The organism is Litchfieldella qijiaojingensis (genome assembly GCF_014651875.1).
Taxonomy (GTDB): domain Bacteria; phylum Pseudomonadota; class Gammaproteobacteria; order Pseudomonadales; family Halomonadaceae; genus Litchfieldella; species Litchfieldella qijiaojingensis.
Window position 1 is genome coordinate 40,873 of the sequence record NZ_BMXS01000024.1, and the last position, 18,221, is coordinate 59,093.

Genomic DNA, 18,221 nt, shown 5'->3' on the forward strand with positions numbered 1-18,221 from the left:
TGGGAGACCAGCTTCGCTGGGCGATGGCGGAGCGCGTTGAGTCTGTATCGGGGCGCCTGGCGGCGCCAATCGCTCAATGAATTGAGCTCCCACAACGGCACCAACCGGTGGTTTTGTGGGAGCCCAGCTCCGCTGGGCGATGGTGGAGCGCGTTGAGCCTGCATCGGGGCGCCTGGTGGCGCCAATCGCTCAATGAATTGAGCTCCCACAACGGCATCAACCGGTGGTTTTGTGGGAGCCCAGCTTCGCTGGGCGATGACGGTGGGCAGGTAGCTGGGTTCAACCGCCTCCCTCACTTCGGTCTGCCTTTGCATCGAGTTCGGTCCGCCACTCCATGATCTGCTTGAAACGCGCTTCCTGGCCATACTCGCTGGGCACATAGAGATCGACCTTGGGCAGGTTCTCGGGCCAGCAGTCGTGCGCGCTGCCTGCGGGATAGGCGTTGGGCTCGTTATGGGCGTAACGATAGCCATGACCGTGGCCCAGCGACTCCATCAGCTTGGTCGGCGCATTGCGCAGGTAGGTGGGTACCTCGAGATTGGGATGTTCGGCGACGAAGGCCTTGGCCTGTTTCCAGGCGCGGTCGATGGCGTTGCTCTTGGGCGCCACCGCCAGGTGGATCGCAGCGTGGGAGATGGCACGCTGGCCTTCGTAGTCTCCCAGGCGCAGGAAAGCATCCCAGGCCGCCATCACTAGTGGCAGGGCGCGGGGATCGGCGTTGCCGACGTCCTCCGAGGCGATGGCGCTCAGGCGGCGTACCACATCGAGGGGGTCACCGCCGCCCTGCACGAATTGGGCGATGTACACCAGTGCTGCGTCCGGACGTGACGAGCGCACCGACTTGTGGATTGCCGAGAGCAAGTCGTAGTAATGGTCGCCCTGCTTATCGAAGGCACTGGCCTGGTGGCCCAGCACTTCGTCCAGTGCTTCACGTGGCAACCGCTCCCCCTTTCCCGCCGGCGTAGTGAAGTCGCAGGCGGTCTCGAGCAAGCCCAGCGCGCGCCGAGCATCGCCACCGGCGGCGCGGGCCAGGATGGCCAGTACCTCGTCATCGACCTGGATCTCCCGGCTTCCCAGGCCGCGCTCATGATCGCTGAGAGCCTGGCGCATCACCTGGCGTAGCTCTTCCTCGTCGAGCGCTTTCAGGACATAGACCCGGGCCCGCGACAACAACGCTGAGTTGACCTCGAACGAGGGATTCTCGGTGGTAGCGCCGATCAGCGTCAGTAGCCCCGATTCCACGTGGGGCAGCAGGGCATCCTGCTGGCTCTTGTTGAGACGATGGATCTCGTCGAGGAACAATAGGGTACCGCGCCCTTGGGACTGGGCCAGACGGGCGCGTTCGACCGCCGCCCGGATATCCTTGACTCCGGCCATCACCGCCGACATATGCTCGAGTTCGGCCCCGGACTCGTTGGCGAGGATCTCTGCCAGTGTGGTCTTGCCCACTCCTGGTGGACCCCACAGGATCATCGAGCGTACCGTGGCGGTCTCCGCCATGCGCCGCAAGGGCTTGCCCGGACCGACCAAGGCTTGCTGCCCGACATAATCGGCAAGCCGCCGTGGACGCATGCGGAAGGCCAGGGGGGCGCTGTCCTGTGATTGTTGCTGGCTGAAGAGGTCCATGTATTCGACTCCGGGTACTGTCTACGACTTTCGGTGATGGCGGAATGACGGCTTTGGCACTAGGGTTATACAACCGAGGCTTATGGAACGACGAGCGTAGACTTTTGTTACTGCCGTTGAACCTGAGCTTCTCGGGCGAATCCAAGCTCTTGTCGCCGTTCGCTCTTGCTCTGCCAGCAGAGGAGGCCTTGCCATGCCCATGCTGACTCAACTGCGTTTGGATCATGCCAACATGGCTCGCCTGTTGCATGTCCTGCAACTCAAGCAGAAGACGCTCGCCGCCGGTGAGCGTCCTGATTTCCAGCTCATTCGTGAGGTGGTGGACTATATCCTCGATTACATGGATGGTTTCACTGTCCCCTTGGAGCGGATCTGCGGTGAGCAGTTGCTGGCCAAGGCTCCTCAGGCCAAGGAACTAAGCTGTCGCCTCGCCAGCGATTATCATGCCCTGCACGAACGTCTGATGCGTCTATCCCAGGATCTCGACATGATCCTGATGGATGCCGTGGTGCCGATGGATCGTTTCACCGATGACTTGAAGGCCTATCTCGATGCTCATCGTGCCTATTTGCGCGATGAACGGGAAGAACTCTTTCCTCTGATTCGCGAACATTTCGACGATGACGACCTCGAGCGTCTGGCCAAGGCGCTTCCCGAAGGTGCGGCCGCCAAGCTCGAGTATCTTCAGGAAAGCTATCCGGAGCTCTATGCCGAATTGCGTGCCGCTCCCGAGCCTGAGCTGAGCTAGGAATACTAATACTCTAGCGGCTGCCGACCCTGGGCAATTCCCGCCAGCGTGTCGTGTAGCGCGGCGAACGCCGCCGGCTCTGCATCTGCCAGTCGGCAGTGGCCGACTGTACGCCGAGCGTGAGTGCCTCGTGCCCGAAACGCTGGCGAATGGCGTCCCACGCCATCATCAAGCGCTCCTGGCGCGTGGAATCGCAGCCGTCGAACAGCGAGGGCTGATGATAACGACGCGGCGATAGATCGCCGAGCATCACGCCCAACTTGTGGTAGACCGTTCCGGGACGCCACAGGTGTACCACCAGTGCTTGGGCGAGTCGGTTGAGTAACAAGGTGTCGGCGCTGGGGAAAGGGAACTCGCCCCACGCGCTCGAACGTTCCTGCGAGGCGCCGAGAAAGGGGCTGGTGCGTAGGAAGACACCCACCGTGGAGGCCTGAAGGTCATCACGTCGCAGCTTCTCCCCCGCACGCTGGCAGTGGTGGCGCAGGGCGGTGCGGATCTTGTCGAGATCGCCGAGCGGTCTGCCGAACGAGCGTGAGCACAGCACACTGCGCCGAGGCGTTTCCAGGGCGTGGAGCGGCAGGCAGGAAATACCGGCGAGTTCTCTGGCTGTGCGTGCCACTACCACGCTGAAACGGCGCTGGAGCCAGTCCCGGGGAGCATCGCGCAGGGCCGCGGCGGTGACGATGCCCTGACCGGCCAGGCGTGCCTGCAGGCATTCACCAATGCCCCAGATACCGGTCAGGGGCAGTTCCCGCAGCACTGTCTCGAGTTCTGGGGTCGTAGCGTCGTACCACACGCATACCTGGGGACGGACCGGTTGACGTTTGGCGCGTCGGTTGGCCAGCTTGGCGAGCGTTCGGGTAGGGGCGATGCCCACCGACACCGGCAATCCTACTTCGTGGGCCACGGCTGTGGCCAGTTCCCTCCCAAATGCTTCGAGATCGTCTGGTAGGCCACGCAGGTCGAGAAAGCACTCGTCGATCGAGTAGGGGTCGAGCCCCGGAACCCGGGCCTCCAGCACTGACTGTACTCGTGCCGACAGATCACCGTAGAGAGCGTAGTTGGACGAGCACAGGGTGATCCGACGGCGCAGCTCCGGGGCGATCTTGTGAGTGGGGATGCCCATCGGGATGCCCAGCGCCTTGAATTCCTCGGAGCGGGCGATCACGCAGCCGTCGTTGTTGGACATTACGCCCACTGGCCGCCCCTCTAGGTGTGGCGCGAACAACCGCTCGCAGGACACGTAGAAGTTGTTGCAGTCGACCAGCGCGAACATCTTCAGCGCTCCCGGTCCGTGGCATGCAGGGTGTGGATCACGTGGCTGACCACTCCCCACAGCCGGCAGTCGCCGTCGGCCTCCAGCGGCAGCCGCGACTGGTTCGGGTGGGCCGAACACAACCACAGGTACCGGCTCGTGCCGGCCAGTCGCTGCAGGCACAGTTCGCCCTCGATAACGGCAATTACCCAGTGGCCGGGGCGGGTCGCCAGCGAGCGATCCACCACCAACAAGTCGCCGTCATGAAAACCGGCGTGGGCCTGGGCATTGCCTTCCACCTGCATGAAAAAGGTCGAGGATGGTCGCGGGACGAGGTGGCGGTGCAGATCCAGCGGCGTATCCAGGTAGTCGTCGGCGGGCGAGGGAAAACCGCTGGCGCCACGCTTCAAGGGGGCTGGTGGCAAAAGTGGAGCGGGGGACATCATGCGCATCGCGGTCTCCAGCGGAGCAAAAAACAGATTACTGTAAAAATAAACAGTATTTGGCCAATGAGCAAGCATGACTCGGGTCGCACCCTCGGTTGAGGTAGAATGCGCGCAGTGCACGCACAGTGAGGACACACGACGACAATGGATCGGCTGCAGGCGATGCATATCTTCCGGGCCGTGGTCGAGGCAGGCAGCTTCGCCGGCGGCGCGCGCAAGCTGGGGCTGTCCAACGCCATGGTCAGCAAGCAGGTGGCACGCCTCGAGGAACAACTGGGGGTGCGGCTGATGGTGCGTACCACGCGTCGTTTGCAGCTCACCGCCGAAGGCGAGCGCTATCTGCAAGGTGCCGGGCGACTACTCGACGAATTGCACGAGTTGGAGGCTGGCCTGGGAGAACAACGAGGCGAGGTCCGTGGCCGGTTGCGGCTCTCGGCACCACTGGATTTCGGGGTGCGCGAGTTGATCCCGGCGCTGCAGGCCTTCGAACAGGCGCATCCGGCGGTGGCGCTGGACGTAGTCCTGGAAGATCGCCGCGTCGACCTTCTGGCGGAGGATTTCGACCTGGTGGTGCGTATCGGCGAGCTGGAAGACTCCAGTTTGATTGCTCGACGGCTAATGTCGATGCCGATGTATGTCTATGCCTCACCAGACTACCTCGCGCGTTACGGCGTGCCGAATCATCCCTATGACCTGACGCAGCATCGCTGTCTGCATTACAGCCTGCAACGCAATGGGCCGAGTTGGATGCTGATGGTCGATGGAAAACCCGAGCGCATCCGCTATCGTCCGGTGCTGACCTGCAACAACGGCCGAGCCCTGACCGAGGCTGCGGCGCGAGGCATGGGGTTGGTGCAGAAGCCGGCGTTCCTAGGTGAGCCGGAAGTGGCTCGCGGGCGTCTGGTACGAGTGCTGGAAGCCTTCAGTCCCCCGCCAATGGGGGTATACCTGCTGTATGCCGAGCGTGAGCTGATGCCGGCACGGCTGCGGGTGCTGATTGACACCCTGATGTCGCACTTCACGGAGCAAGGGATATGAGCGGACCGATTCTGATCTTCGACTCCGGTGTCGGCGGACTGTCGGTGGTGGCGGCAATGCGGCGACGGCTGCCAGAGGCGGCACTGGCCTATGTCTGCGATGACGGCATGCTGCCTTACGGTACCAAGAACGACGACTGGCTGGTGGCTCGCATCGTCGCGGTATGCGAAGCGGCAGTGCGCGAGAGCGGAGCCTGTGCCCTGGTGGTGGCCTGCAATACTGCCAGCACCCTGGCGCTCGACGCGTTGCGCGCGCGGATCACGGTACCGGTGGTGGGGACCGTGCCGGCAATTAAACCGGCCGCGCGGCTAAGCCGTAGTCGCCACCTGGCGTTGCTGGCGACCTCGGCGACCGTCAATCGTCCCTACACCCAGGCATTGATCGCTGATTTCGCCGCCGACTGCCAGGTGCTGCGCCTGGCTGCCGACCCGCTGGTCGAACAGGCCGAGCGCCTGCTGACCGGAAACGCGGTCGATCGCCACGTGGTAGCGGACTGCTTGGCGCCGCTGTGGGACGATGCCGAACTCGATACCGTGGTGTTGGGCTGCACCCACTTCCCGCTGTTGCGCGAGGTTCTGGAGGCCGTTGCGCAATGGCCGATCACCTGGGTCGATTCCGGTGATGCCATCGCGCGTCGGGTCGCTCAGGTGGTGGTCGAGCCGGCCCCCCTCGTCGGGCCGGGGCCAGGCTGGGTCACTGGCTCGCGGGCGCGGTTGGCGCCGGTGCTCGCGAGGTACGGCTTCGCCATGCCCCGACATCTCGACGTACCCTTGCCGGGTCGGCAGAGCGTGCCGATACCGGATGATTCATCGACATTCCACTGATCGCCAGATTCCAATCGCAAGGAGACCCCGTGGCCGTACCCGTAGTCGAACCTTCCCGCTATGACGAGCAGCTCGAGGCCAAGCGCGCGCGCCTCGCCACGCAGTTCGCGCGTTTTGCCCCGCCGCCGTTGGAGGTATATGCCTCGCCGGCGAGCCATTACCGGCAGCGCTGCGAGTTTCGGGTCTGGCATGAGGGCGACGATCTCTTCTATGCCATGTTCGAGATCGACCCCGGTGACCCGAAGAAAAAACGCGTGATCCGTGTCGACGAATACCCGGTGGCCAGCCGGCGCATCAACGAACTGATGCCGCGCCTGCTGGACGCGGTGCGTGACAACCCGACGCTGCGGCGCAAGCTGTTTCAGGCTGAGTTCCTGACCACATTGTCCGGGGAGGCGCTGATCACCCTGATCTATCATCGCCCGCTGGACGACGAGTGGGAAGTCGAGACCCGTCGCCTGCAGAGCGAGCTCGGAGCGTCGATCATCGGTCGCTCGCGCAAGCAGCGTCGAGTACTGGAGCGTGACCACGTCTGGGAACGGCTGACAGTGGAAGGACGCGAGTTCGCCTACCAACAGGTCGAGAACAGTTTCACCCAGCCCAATGCCGAGATCTGCAAGGCGATGCTGGCCTGGGCGCGGGACGTGACTCGCGATAGCCGGGATCGCGACCTGGTCGAGCTGTATTGCGGCAACGGTAATTTCACCATCGCCCTGGCCGAGAATTTCCGGCGCGTGCTGGCCACCGAGATCTCGCGGACGTCGGTGGCCTCGGCCAAGGCCAATCTGGCGGCCAATCGTATCGACAACGTGACGGTGGCGCGCATGTCCGCTGAAGAGTTCTCCGCGGCGCTCAAGGGCGAAAAGGGGGGACGGCGAGTGGCCGAGATGGGGCTGGACGACTACGATTTCTCTACGGTGCTGGTCGACCCGCCGCGTGCCGGTCTCGATGCGCATAGTTGCGAACAGCTCAGCGGTTATCGGCGTATCGTCTACATTTCGTGTAACCCCGATACGCTGGAGGATAACCTGGAGCGCCTCGGACGCACTCACGCCATTACGCGCTTCGCGCTGTTCGACCAGTTTCCCTGGACGCATCACTGCGAGTGCGGCGTTCTGCTGGAGCGGCGCTCACCGAGTCAAGAGGCAATGCACAACTGACATGCTCCATGTCAAAGGGTCAATTCGGTAGGGGTGAGGGCCGAGCTGCAGTAAGCTGGCGCGGGCGTGGTGGCAAAAGGCCACACCGTTCAACATCCCGCCGGTCGCAGGGGGCGATCGGCTCGAGCCGAGGTGATTGATGCAACACGTTGCGATCGATGGCAAGCAGGAGCTTCTTGCCCAACTCCAGGAACAACTGGTGAAGCGGCTTCCCGGCGACAAGGTCGAGTCGGTCATGGCCTTCGCCGCCATTCTCTATTCACGGGCGTCCATCGAGGATCTGGCCGAACGCCGCCTCGACGATATCTATGGATCCTTGCTTGCCGTCTGGCACTTCTTCCAGACCCATGACCCAGCGTCGCCCAAGGTCCGCGTCTACAACCCGGATTTCGAAGAACATGGCTGGCAGTCGACCCATACGCAGGTCGAGGTGCTGCACCGGGACATGCCGTTTCTGGTCGACTCCGTGCGCATCGAACTCAACCGTCGCGGAATCACCGTGCATGCCATCCATAACGCTGTACTGGCAACCCGGCGCGATACCAAGCATCACCTGGTAGAGCTGGCGCGTCCCGATGACAAGCATGCGCCCGAAGGGCGGGAGTCGCTGATCTGCATCGAGATCGACCGCCATTCCGATCCGGAGCTACTGGAAGACATCGAGAACAGCCTGCACGATGTGCTGCGCGACGTGCGTACCGCCGTGGCTGACTTCGAGCCTATGCGCGACAAGGTGAACATGGCGCTCAAGGAACTCAAGGCCAAGCGTCCCAAGCAGGTCGACAGTGGGGACCACAAGGAAGCCATCGCTTTCCTCGAGTGGCTTATTGCCGACAATTTCACCTTCCTGGGCTATGACGAATATGAAGTGGTCGATATCGGTGGCCACGACGAATTGCGCAAGATTCCCGGCAGCGAACTGGGCGTGTTCAAGCTCGACCAGCCCCGCTATCGCGAACGTATCCGCAACGACCAGGGCATCGATGGCGACCACTACGTACTGGTGCCCGAGCTGCTGTCGTTCGCCAAGAGCGCTTACCATGCCCGGGTGCATCGCCCCACCTATCCGGATTACATTTCCATCGATCGTTACGACGACAAGGGGCGTGTGATCGGTGAGCGGCGTTTCATTGGGCTGTATTCCGCCAATGTCTACAACGATTCGCCGCGTCACATTCCGCTGCTCAGGCGCAAGATCCAGGCGGTCATGGAGGCCGCCGGGGTCAATCCGCATGGACATGACGCCAACCAGCTACGGCAGATCCTCAATGTCTATCCGCGCGATGACCTGTTCCAGACACCCACCGACGAATTGACGCGCACGGCGATCGGCATTCTCAATATTCGCGAGCGGCGCAGGGTGCGGCTATTCGTTCGCGAGGACCGCTTCGGCAAGTTCTATTCATGCCTGGTATTCGTACCGCGCGATGTGTTCTCCACCGATCTGCGCGTGCGTATCCAGAACCTGTTGTGCGAGGAACTCGATGCGACCTTCGGCGACTTCAATACCTATCTGTCGGAGTCGGTGCTGGCACGCATCCAATTGATCCTGCGTTTCAATCGCGACGAACCGGTTGAATACGACCTCAAGCGCATCGAGCAGAAAGTCGCCAACTTGGCACGCAACTGGCGCGATGACCTGCAGAACGCGATGGTCGAGGGCTTCGGCGAGGAACAGGCCAATCGCTTGATGGATCTCTACCGCGACGCTTTCCCCATTGGCTATCGCGAGGATTTCTCGGCTCGCACCGCCGTTTATGATGTCCACCATATCAGCGAGCTGGACGATGGTGCGCCGGTGGCGGTGTCGTTGTACCGTCTGGTGGAGGAAGAGGCCGACGGCGTCAACCTCAAGTTGTTCCACAGGGGCAGCCCTATTCCGCTTTCCGATGTACTCCCGGTGATGGAGAACCTTGGTTTGCGAGTGATCGGCGAACGCCCCTACGAGGTCGAGCGCAGTGACGGAAGCTACTGGATCCACGACTTCGATCTCGAGCATCATGCCAATGAGATCGTCAACCTGCAGGAGATGCGCGAATCCTTCGTCGACGCCTTCAAGCGCATCTGGGTCGGCGAGGCGGAAAACGACGCCTTCAACCGGCTGATCATCGGCGCCAACCTGAGCTGGCGTGAAGTCGCCATGCTGCGTGCCTATGCCCGTTACCTGAAGCAGATTCGTTTCGGGCTCTCGCAGCTCTACATCGCTACCGCCCTGGCCGAGCATCCCGAGATCACTCGCGAACTGGTGACCCTGTTCGAGTTGCGCTTCGATCCGGAGCAAAGCAACCGCGATGCCGAAATCGAGGGCTGTCTCGAGCGTTTGCATCGCCAGCTCGATGGTGTGGCGAGCCTCAACGACGACTTGCTGATACGCCGCTACATCGAATTGATCCAGGCGACACTGAGAACCAACTACTATCAGCCTGACGCCAACGGCGAGCTCAAGGGGTATCTCGCCTTCAAGCTCGACCCCGCACGCGTGCCGGATATCCCCAAACCGCGCCCGATGTACGAGATCTTCGTCTATTCACCGCGTTTGGAAGGGGTACACCTGCGTGGTGGCAAGGTTGCCCGTGGTGGCCTGCGCTGGTCGGATCGCCGCGAGGACTTCCGCACCGAGGTCCTTGGCCTGGTCAAGGCCCAGCAGGTCAAGAACGCGGTGATCGTGCCGGTCGGGGCCAAGGGCGGATTCGTCTGCAAACGCCTGCCGGAAGGCGGCGACCGCGATGCCATCCAGCAAGAGGGCATCGCCTGCTACAAGACCTTCATTCGCGCCCTGCTGGATGTCACCGACAATCTCGAGGGGGGCGAGGTGGTGCCGCCGAAGGCCGTGGTGCGCCATGACGACGACGACCCCTACCTGGTGGTCGCCGCCGACAAGGGCACCGCGACATTCTCCGATATCGCCAATGAGATCTCGCTGGAGTACGGGCATTGGCTGGGCGACGCCTTCGCGTCAGGCGGCGCCAATGGCTACGACCACAAGAAGATGGGCATTACCGCCAAGGGTGCCTGGGAGTCGGTCAAGCGTCACTTCCGCGAGATGGGCATCAATACCCAAGCCGACGAGTTCAGCGTACTGGGCATCGGCGACATGGGGGGCGACGTGTTCGGCAACGGCATGTTGCTGTCCGACAAGATTCGTCTGGTGGGCGCTTTCAACCACCTGCATATCTTCGTCGATCCCGATCCGGACGCTGCCGCGTCCTTCGCCGAACGCAAGCGTCTGTTCGAGTTGCCGCGCTCCAGTTGGGAGGACTACGACACCAAGCTGATTTCCAAGGGCGGTGGAATCTTCAAGCGCAGTGCCAAGTCGATTCCGATTTCCCCGGAAATGAAGGCTGTCTTCGACATCAAGGAAGATAAGCTTGCGCCCAACGACTTGATCCGAGCCATGCTCAAGTCGCGGGTCGATCTGATCTGGAACGGCGGCATCGGCACCTACGTCAAGGCCACGGAGGAGACCGATGCCGAGGTCGGCGACAAGGCCAACGACGCGCTGCGTATCAACGGCGTCGATCTCAATTGCCGGGTGGTCGGCGAGGGGGGCAATCTCGGTTTGACCCAGCGTGGTCGTATGGAAGCCGCCCGCAAGGGGGTGCGCGTCAATACCGACTTCATCGACAATGCCGGAGGCGTCAATTGCTCCGACCACGAGGTCAACATCAAGATCCTGCTCGATGATATCGTCAAGCGTGGCGACATGACCGACAAGCAGCGCAATCAACTGCTGGCCAGGATGACCGACGATGTCGCCAAGCTGGTGCTGATCAGTAATTATCGCCAGACCCAGGCGCTGTCGCTATCGGAGATCCTTTCCAAGGAAGGGTTGGGCCCCTATCGGCGTTTCATCAACGAGCTGGAAGCCAACGGGCAGCTCGATCGCGAGTTGGAGTTCCTGCCCAGCGACGAGGAACTACTGGAGCGCAGTAATGCTGGTGAAGGGCTGACATTGCCCGAACTGTCGGTACTGATCTCGTACGCCAAGAGCGTGCTCAAGGGTGACTTGATCGTCTCCGACGTGCCCGACGACCCTTACATCCAGCAGCATCTCGAACGCATCTTCCCCAAGGTGCTGGTCGAACGCTTCAAGACCGAGATGTACGAGCACCGCCTCAGGCGCGAAATCGTCGCTACCCAGATCGCCAACGACATGGTCGATCATATGGGCATCGTCTTTGCGCGTCGCCTGATCGACACTACCGGGGCCAGCCGGGCGGAGATCGCCAGAGCTTATATCATCGCTCGCGACAGCTTCAATCTGAGCAGCCTGTGGCAGCAGATCGAAGCGCTCGACAATCAAGTCGACAGTCGCATCCAATACCGTATGATGCTCGATCTGATGCGCTTGCTGCGCCGAGCGACGCGCTGGTTCCTGCGCCACCGTGCCGGCATGACCGTCAAGGACTGCATCGGTCACTTCGCACCGCGTTTGGCCCAGCTCCAGGAAAGTCTCGGCAAGCGCCTGCGTGGCGACGAGCGCGAAGCGTGGGACGCTCGCCGCGACCAGCTCACCGCGGCCGGTGTACCCGAGGCATTGGCCAGCGCCGTGGCCTCCACCAACAGCTTGTACGCGGGGCTCGGGATCATCGAAGCGGCCAAGCAGTCGGACGAGAAGATCCAACGGGTCGCCGAGGTCTTCTACGAGGTCGGTCATCGTCTCGAGCTGCCGGGTGTGATCGAGCGGATCAATTTGCTGGAGGTGCGCGACAGTTGGCAGGCACAGGCGCGAGAAACCTTCCGCGACGATCTCGACCGCCAGCAGTTGGCGCTGACCGTGGGCGTGCTGAAGCTCGACGATGCGCCACGCGAGGTGGAAGCTCGCGTCGAGCACTGGATCGAGCGCCACAGCGTCCTCTATCGGCGCTGGTGTGGCCTGCTTTCCGAGCTGCGTTCCGGTACCCAGGGCAGCTACCCGCTGTTCGCCGTGGCCATTCGCGAACTGGTCGATCTGGCTGAAAGCGATAGCGAAGGCTGAACCTTCGTCCCTCTCACCGGGAACGATGAACTCCGCCGCATGGCGGAGTTCGTCGTTGAGGGCTGGCTTGCGCTATAATCGCCGCCCCATGCTTACGCTTTGCCGTCCCCCATCTTTGAGGAGTCCCATGTACGCCCTGGCCCGATCCCTACTGTTTCGACTCGATCCGGAAACCGCCCATGGCGTGACGCTCTCCGCGCTGGATACGGCTCACCGGTTGGGACTGGTCGCGCGTTTGGCTGGAGGCACGCGGGTCGACGACCCGGTTGAGTTGATGGGGCTGCGCTTTCCCAACCGGGTGGGGCTGGCGGCGGGGCTGGACAAGAACGCCGACCATCTCGATGCGCTGGGGGCGCTCGGTTTCGGCTTCGTCGAGGTCGGTACCGTCACCCCCCGGCCTCAGGATGGCAATCCTCGGCCGCGGCTGTTCCGGTTACCCCAACGCCGGGCAATCATCAATCGCATGGGCTTCAATAATGCCGGCGTCGACCACTTGGTCGCGCGGGTGAGAGAAAGTCGCTATGACGGCGTGATCGGTATCAATATCGGCAAGAACCTGACCACACCAGTGGAACGGGCGGTGGACGACTACCTGATCTGTCTTGACCGGGTACATGCGCATGCTCACTACATTACCGTGAACATTTCCTCCCCCAATACGCCGGGGCTGCGTAACCTGCAGTTCGGCGAGCATCTGGATGAGCTGCTCGGCGCGCTACGCGAGGAAGCCTCGCGGCTGGATCGGAATAGTGGGCGACGAGTGCCCTTGACGGTGAAGATCGCCCCGGACATGACCGCCGACGAAGTCGTCTTGGTCGCCCGCGCGCTCAATGCCAACGCCATCGATGGCGTGATCGCCACCAACACCACCGTCTCGCGTGAAGCCGTGGCCGGTTTGCCGCATGCCGACGAGCAAGGCGGGCTTTCCGGCGCGCCGGTCTTCGAGGCATCCAACGCAGTGATCCGCGAGTTGCGCCGTCACCTGCCGAGTATGCCGATCATCGGCGTGGGCGGCATCGAAAGCGGCGAGACCGCCGTGGCCAAGTGTCAGGCGGGTGCTGACCTGGTTCAGCTCTATTCGGGCTTTGTCTATCGCGGTCCTGCGCTGGTCAGGGAGTGCGCACGGGCGCTGCACGCGACAGCACGTATGGAGCACGAAGCGCTGGAAGGGCGCCAGGTTCTGGACGAACATTCGGGAAGGAATTGAAAAGGCCCGTGGGGGACACGGGCCTTGAGGGGCTTCACCAAAAGAAATTGGTGAAAGGTGAGCCGAGGGTCACATCACCATGGGGTTCTTGTGAATGCCGGAGACACCCGTCATGCCGGCCCATTGATCCCCACGACCTTCACGCCAACCGCTCATCCAGTATTCTCGTAGATTGACATCCTGACTAGGGCAGTCATCTCGGGAACGGCCACTAATACCGGCTTTGTAGCCGTGAACATAAGCACGCTGGAAGCGATCACGTTTCTGTCGTTTCATCGGATGACCTCTTTGACGAACCAGTTGTATCTAAACCAGTTTTTGGAAAGCAGGTGACACGGCGAACAAGCGGCAGCACTTGCTCCTCGCCCACCTGAGGCGTCCGCGGACATCATACGCATGCGTTACTAGTAGCTACTCCTTTTACATCTAGCGCAAAATGCCACTTGCTGTCGACAAGCGATTTGGCATAAGGGCATTATCAAAACGAAGTTACAGATATATGTCAGGCGTGCGCACCGATCGAAAATCTTATGAGTGATGAGCAATTGACTGATTCCATGGCGTTTTTCGCCACCTGCCCCAAGGGTCTCGAAACGCTGTTGGCCACGGAGCTGGAAGGCTTGGGTGGCACGACCACCAAGACCACAGTGGCAGGAGTTCACTTCCAGGCCACTCTCGAGGTCGGCTACCGCGCCTGTCTTTGGTCACGCCTGGCCAATCGCTTCATCCTGTGTCTGGCTCGTGAGGAAGGGGTGGAGCGGCCCGAACAGGTGAAGGATGTCGCTCAGTCCTTGGACTGGCACGACCATTTGCGTCCTGGTACCACTATGGCGGTGGACTTTCATGGCTTGTCGGACCATATCCGTCATACCCGCTTCGGTGCCCAGGTAGTCAAGGATGGGGTGGTCGACAGTCTGCGCGCCGCTGGGCGGGCGCGTCCCGATATCGACCCCCGCCATCCCGACCTGCGGCTCTATGCTCACCTGCATCGCGGGCGCCTGATGCTGGGCATCGACCTTTCCGGCGATAGCCTGCACAAGCGCGGTTACCGGCGTGAACTGGGTCATGCGCCACTCAAGGAGAATCTTGCCGCAGCGCTGCTGGTGCGCGCCGACTGGCCAGAGCGTGCCAAGGCCGGCGAGGCATTGATCGACCCCATGTGCGGTTCCGGGACACTGCTGATCGAAGCGGCGCTGATGGCGGCCGACATGGCTCCCAATATCGCCCGTCAGCGCTTCGGTTTCCACGGCTGGGCCGGTCATGAGCCGGCTTTGTGGCATGAGCTCAAGCGCGAGGCCGAGGCGCGAGCCAGCATCGGTCGCAAGCGCTGCAAGGCGCGTCTCTATGGCTTCGATCAGAGCCCGCAAGCGATCGCCGCCGCCAAGGCCAATGCCATGCGCGCGGGGATTCCGGCGCTGATCAAACTCGAGGGAGCATCAGTGGCGCAATTGACACGCCCCGAGAGCCTGCCCGCCGATGCCCACGGGTTGCTGATCACCAATCCGCCCTACGGCGAGCGCTTGGGGGAATTGCCGGGGCTGGTGCCGCTGTATGCCGATCTGGGTGCTCGAACGAGGCAACATTTTCCCGGCTGGCGGCTGGCGCTGTTCACCGGTAACCCGGATCTTGGTCATCGCACCGGGCTGCGTGCCGACAAGCAGTACGCCTTCAAGAACGGCCCGCTCGATTGCAAATTGCTGTTGATCGAGATTCCCGATGCAGGTGGCGAGCCGGCCGCTAAAGCGGACCACGAGGCTCCGTCCCGGCCAGCGCGCTCGGAAGGAGCGCAGATGTTCGCCAACCGCTTGGAGAAGAACCTCAAGCGCCTGAAGAAGTGGCTCGAGCGATCCGGCGAGAGCTGCTATCGGCTGTATGACGCCGACATGCCGGAGTATGCCCTGGCCATCGATGTCTATGGCGACCGCGTGCATGTCCAGGAATATGCGCCACCCAAATCGATCGACCCTTCGCAGGCACAGCGCCGCCTGCTCGATGCCTTGGGTGTGATTCCCGACGTGCTCGGCGTGAAGGCCGAGCACGTCCACTTCAAGCAGCGCGAGCGCCAGGCCGGCAAGGCGCAGTACCAGAAGCAGGCCACCAGTGGAGAGCGTTACCAGGTGCGCGAGGGGCGGGCAAAGCTGTGGGTCAACCTACGCGATTACCTGGACACTGGATTGTTCCTCGACCACCGCCCGGTGCGCCGGATGCTGGCCGAGATGGCTCCCGGCAAGCGTTTTCTCAATCTGTTCTGCTACACCGGTGCCGCCACCGTCCAGGCGGCACTGGGAACCGAGCAGCAAGGGGGGGCCAGCGACAGTGTCAGTGTCGATCTGTCCAATACCTATCTGGACTGGGCGCGCGACAACATCGCCCTGAATCGGCTCGACCCCAGCCGCCATCGCGTGGTGCGCGACGATTGCCTGCACTGGCTGGAAACCGCCGGCAGCGAGTTCGATCTGATCTTCCTCGACCCGCCGACCTTCTCCAACTCCAAGCGCATGGAGGGAACCCTGGACATCCAGCGCGATCACATTCGCTTGGTCGAGCTGGCCATGGCTCGGTTAGCTCCTGGCGGGACGCTGGTGTTCTCCAATAACCAGCGGCGTTTCAAGCTCGATGACGCGCTTGTCGAGCGCTACGTGGTGGAGGATATCTCGGCGAAGACCTTCGATCCGGATTTCACGCGCCGCCCCAACCTGCATCATTGCTTCCTGATTCGCCACCGAGAGGCGACATGATCCGACTGACGCTGTATACCACCTTGGGCTGCCATCTGTGCGACGAGCTCGAGCACCATCTCGCCAGCTTGAGTGTGGCTGAGGTCATCCTCGAACGGGTCGAAATCGCTGACGACGATGCCCTGATGGCGCGCTACGGTGAACGGATCCCTGTATTGGTAGACGCAAGCGGAGCGGAACTGGAGCGAGGTTTCGAGCCTGAGTGTCTAGCGGCATGGCTGGCCGAGCGCGGCTGGCTGCGCAAAGAGGCGTTGGAGACTACCGAAGCGCCAATCAGCGAACCGAAGGGAGCGTATCTACGCCGCGGGCGGAGGTTTCTGGGGTAATGCCGGCATTCTCGAATGGCGCCAACGTCATCGCGCAGCGGAGCTGCGCTCCCACGACATTGGAACATTGCGGGGGTGGGTGGGAGCGCAGATTTTCTGCGCGATCCGGCCGTCAGGCCGGCCTGACGGCCGGATCGCCGCCACGGCGGCTCCTACAGAACAATGGGGCACCGCCAATGTGTAGGCGCGCCCGTGGGCGCGATGAATGGGCCACCTAAGCCGGCCTGACGGCCGGATCGCCGCCACGGCGGCTCCTACAGGAAAATGGGGCACCGCCAATGTGTAGGAGCGACCGTGGTCGCGATGGAGATGGCCAGATTCAGGCATTATCCAACAGCGACAACTGCCTGACGGCGTCGCGTCCTTCGGGGGAGTCGGCCTGGGCTTCGAGCACCTTGCGGAAGCCGCGTGAGGCCTGAATGGTTGCTACGTCGTCGAGCCACATCATGGCCTGCGCGTGGTCGTCGGCAAGCTGATGCTTGAGACCACCGAACTGGGTACCGATCTGCCCCCAGGCTCGGCTGAAGATCCAGTCGCCGAACATGTCCTGATGAATATGCACCAGCACATAGTCATGGTCACTTTCCCAGCGAACGATCACGGCGACTCCTGCGTGGACGGTGAACCTATACGGTTCTTGCGTGCTATGTTAGGGCGCTATTGTAAAGGCTTGGGCGTGCCGGACAAGACATCATCGCCAGGAGGGACTTCATCATGCACCTGCTCATCGATCATCAGATTCCCCTGGCCGACGCCTTCTTCGCTGAACTGGGCCACCTGGAGCGGGTACCGGGGCGCGAGATCGATGCTTCGGCCGCGGCCAAGGCCGATATCCTCATCGTGCGCTCGGTCACACCTGTCGACGAGGCGCTGCTTGCCGACTCGAGAGTGCGTTTCGTCGGCACCTGTACCATCGGCACCGACCATGTCGATCGGCGGGCACTGGAAGCGCGAGGCATCGGCTTTGCCAGTGCCCCGGGCTGCAACGCCGAGGCGGTGGTCGATTACGTGCTTTCCAGCCTGTTGCTGGTCTGCGAGCGGAAGGGGGTGGCGCTCGACACGCATCGAGTGGGCATCGTCGGAGTCGGCAATGTCGGTGGACGGCTACACCGGCGGCTCGCGGCGCTTGGCGTGGAGTGCCTGCTATGCGACCCGCCCAGAGCGAAGGTCGAAGGCAGCGACGCTTTCGTCGATCTGGATACCTTGCTCGAAGCAGTGGACATCGTCTGTCTGCATACGCCCCTGGTACGCAGCGGGGCGCATGCCACCTATCACCTGCTCGATGCCACGCGCATTGCCGCTCTCGAACCGGGTACGATATTGCTCAATGCCGGACGTGGCGATTGTCTCGACGGCGAGGCGTTGTGCGAGCGCCTGGAACAGCACGGCGACCTCACCACCATCCTCGATGTCTGGGAGCACGAACCGGCCATCGATGAGACCCTGTGGCGGCTAGTGGATATCGCCACTCCACATATCGCTGGTCATAGTCTCGATGGCAAGATGCGCGGGACCGAGCAGGTCTATCAAGCCCTGATGGAGTATCTCGGCCTGCCGCTGCGCCATTATCTCGCCGACCTGGCGCCGCCGCCTGCGTTACCGCGCCTGACGCTGGATGCCGGTTACGATGTCTGGGAGGCACTGCGGCTCTGCGTGCGCACCTGCTACGACGTTCGCCGTGACGTCGACTCGCTGGGAAGAGAGTCCCGCCGCCAAGGCATGGCGACCGGTTTCGACCATTGTCGTGCCCATTACCCCCTGCGTCGTGAGTTCTCGACTCTGGAAGTGGAGCTCAAGCCCGGTGCGGCCGAGCTCGCCCCCTGGCTGACGGCGGTGGGGTTCAGGGTGACGATGAGCTGATCAGTGGCTGCGCGC

14 protein-coding genes are annotated in these 18,221 nt (G+C 62.4%); 9 read left to right on the forward strand and 5 right to left on the reverse strand.

The window, feature by feature from the left end; translation table 11 throughout:
- Window positions 1-279: 279 nt before the first annotated feature.
- Window positions 280-1,626, reverse strand: coding sequence for a replication-associated recombination protein A (locus tag IE093_RS18320; RefSeq protein WP_189471740.1), 1,347 nt, complete (start codon window positions 1,624-1,626; stop codon window positions 280-282).
- Between the two features lie 199 nt (window positions 1,627-1,825).
- Between IE093_RS18320 and IE093_RS18325 the strand changes: the two genes are divergently transcribed.
- Window positions 1,826-2,374, forward strand: a complete 549-nt coding sequence (locus IE093_RS18325; RefSeq protein ID WP_189471792.1) for a hemerythrin domain-containing protein — start codon at window positions 1,826-1,828, stop codon at window positions 2,372-2,374.
- A 13-nt stretch (window positions 2,375-2,387) separates the two neighbouring features.
- Here the strand turns inward: IE093_RS18325 and IE093_RS18330 are convergent, their stop codons facing one another.
- Together IE093_RS18330 and IE093_RS18335 are read right to left on the reverse strand one after the other, a co-directional pair.
- Window positions 2,388-3,650, reverse strand: a complete 1,263-nt coding sequence (locus IE093_RS18330; RefSeq protein WP_189471742.1) for a Y-family DNA polymerase — start codon at window positions 3,648-3,650, stop codon at window positions 2,388-2,390.
- A 2-nt stretch (window positions 3,651-3,652) separates the two neighbouring features.
- Window positions 3,653-4,081: a LexA family protein gene (locus IE093_RS18335; RefSeq protein ID WP_189471744.1), complete on the reverse strand. Its 429-nt coding sequence runs from the start codon at window positions 4,079-4,081 to the stop codon at window positions 3,653-3,655.
- A 138-nt stretch (window positions 4,082-4,219) separates the two neighbouring features.
- Between IE093_RS18335 and IE093_RS18340 the strand changes: the two genes are divergently transcribed.
- From IE093_RS18340 to IE093_RS18360, 5 genes are all read left to right on the forward strand, one after another.
- Window positions 4,220-5,113 (forward strand): LysR family transcriptional regulator, encoded by an 894-nt coding sequence (locus tag IE093_RS18340; RefSeq protein ID WP_189471746.1) that lies wholly within the window; start codon window positions 4,220-4,222, stop codon window positions 5,111-5,113.
- Entirely contained in the window at window positions 5,110-5,937 is an 828-nt protein-coding gene (gene murI, locus IE093_RS18345; RefSeq protein WP_189471748.1) for a glutamate racemase, read from the forward strand. The genes IE093_RS18340 and murI overlap by 4 nt, the downstream gene beginning before the upstream one ends.
- A gap of 29 nt (window positions 5,938-5,966) precedes the next feature.
- Window positions 5,967-7,097: a tRNA (uridine(54)-C5)-methyltransferase TrmA gene (trmA, locus tag IE093_RS18350; RefSeq protein WP_189471750.1), complete on the forward strand. Its 1,131-nt coding sequence runs from the start codon at window positions 5,967-5,969 to the stop codon at window positions 7,095-7,097.
- 139 nt (window positions 7,098-7,236) lie between these two features.
- On the forward strand, window positions 7,237-12,075 hold the full coding sequence (locus IE093_RS18355) for an NAD-glutamate dehydrogenase (protein ID WP_189471752.1): 4,839 nt from the start codon (window positions 7,237-7,239) through the stop codon (window positions 12,073-12,075).
- Window positions 12,076-12,202: 127 nt separating this feature from the next.
- Window positions 12,203-13,282: a quinone-dependent dihydroorotate dehydrogenase gene (locus IE093_RS18360; RefSeq protein WP_189471754.1), complete on the forward strand. Its 1,080-nt coding sequence runs from the start codon at window positions 12,203-12,205 to the stop codon at window positions 13,280-13,282.
- Window positions 13,283-13,351: 69 nt separating this feature from the next.
- On the opposite strand, the gene rmf is transcribed toward IE093_RS18360, so the two are convergent.
- Window positions 13,352-13,558: a ribosome modulation factor gene (rmf, locus tag IE093_RS18365; RefSeq protein ID WP_043527245.1), complete on the reverse strand. Its 207-nt coding sequence runs from the start codon at window positions 13,556-13,558 to the stop codon at window positions 13,352-13,354.
- 254 nt (window positions 13,559-13,812) lie between these two features.
- Between rmf and rlmKL the strand changes: the two genes are divergently transcribed.
- Together rlmKL and IE093_RS18375 are read left to right on the forward strand one after the other, a co-directional pair.
- A complete protein-coding gene (gene rlmKL / locus IE093_RS18370; RefSeq protein WP_189471756.1) occupies window positions 13,813-16,020 on the forward strand; it encodes a bifunctional 23S rRNA (guanine(2069)-N(7))-methyltransferase RlmK/23S rRNA (guanine(2445)-N(2))-methyltransferase RlmL in 2,208 nt (735 codons plus the stop codon).
- A complete protein-coding gene (locus IE093_RS18375) occupies window positions 16,017-16,346 on the forward strand; it encodes a glutaredoxin family protein (protein WP_189471758.1) in 330 nt (109 codons plus the stop codon). Before rlmKL ends, IE093_RS18375 begins: the two co-directional genes overlap by 4 nt.
- A 319-nt stretch (window positions 16,347-16,665) precedes the next feature.
- On the opposite strand, the gene IE093_RS18380 is transcribed toward IE093_RS18375, so the two are convergent.
- On the reverse strand, window positions 16,666-16,947 hold the full coding sequence (locus tag IE093_RS18380) for a hypothetical protein (RefSeq protein ID WP_189471760.1): 282 nt from the start codon (window positions 16,945-16,947) through the stop codon (window positions 16,666-16,668).
- A gap of 113 nt (window positions 16,948-17,060) precedes the next feature.
- Between IE093_RS18380 and pdxB the strand changes: the two genes are divergently transcribed.
- On the forward strand, window positions 17,061-18,206 hold the full coding sequence (pdxB, locus tag IE093_RS18385; protein ID WP_189471762.1) for a 4-phosphoerythronate dehydrogenase PdxB: 1,146 nt from the start codon (window positions 17,061-17,063) through the stop codon (window positions 18,204-18,206).
- Window positions 18,207-18,221: the final 15 nt, after the last annotated feature.

Coding starts and splice junctions, on each gene's coding strand:
- IE093_RS18320 (WP_189471740.1), bottom strand. CDS start 1,626: ATGGACCTCTTCAGCCAGCAACAATCACAGGACAGCGCCCCCCTGGCC.
- IE093_RS18325 (WP_189471792.1), top strand. CDS start 1,826: ATGCTGACTCAACTGCGTTTGGATCATGCCAACATGGCTCGCCTGTTG.
- IE093_RS18330 (WP_189471742.1), bottom strand. CDS start 3,650: ATGTTCGCGCTGGTCGACTGCAACAACTTCTACGTGTCCTGCGAGCGG.
- IE093_RS18335 (WP_189471744.1), bottom strand. CDS start 4,081: ATGCGCATGATGTCCCCCGCTCCACTTTTGCCACCAGCCCCCTTGAAG.
- IE093_RS18340 (WP_189471746.1), top strand. CDS start 4,220: ATGGATCGGCTGCAGGCGATGCATATCTTCCGGGCCGTGGTCGAGGCA.
- murI (WP_189471748.1), top strand. CDS start 5,110: ATGAGCGGACCGATTCTGATCTTCGACTCCGGTGTCGGCGGACTGTCG.
- IE093_RS18355 (WP_189471752.1), top strand. CDS start 7,237: ATGCAACACGTTGCGATCGATGGCAAGCAGGAGCTTCTTGCCCAACTC.
- IE093_RS18360 (WP_189471754.1), top strand. CDS start 12,203: ATGTACGCCCTGGCCCGATCCCTACTGTTTCGACTCGATCCGGAAACC.
- rmf (WP_043527245.1), bottom strand. CDS start 13,558: ATGAAACGACAGAAACGTGATCGCTTCCAGCGTGCTTATGTTCACGGC.
- rlmKL (WP_189471756.1), top strand. CDS start 13,813: ATGAGTGATGAGCAATTGACTGATTCCATGGCGTTTTTCGCCACCTGC.
- IE093_RS18375 (WP_189471758.1), top strand. CDS start 16,017: ATGATCCGACTGACGCTGTATACCACCTTGGGCTGCCATCTGTGCGAC.
- pdxB (WP_189471762.1), top strand. CDS start 17,061: ATGCACCTGCTCATCGATCATCAGATTCCCCTGGCCGACGCCTTCTTC.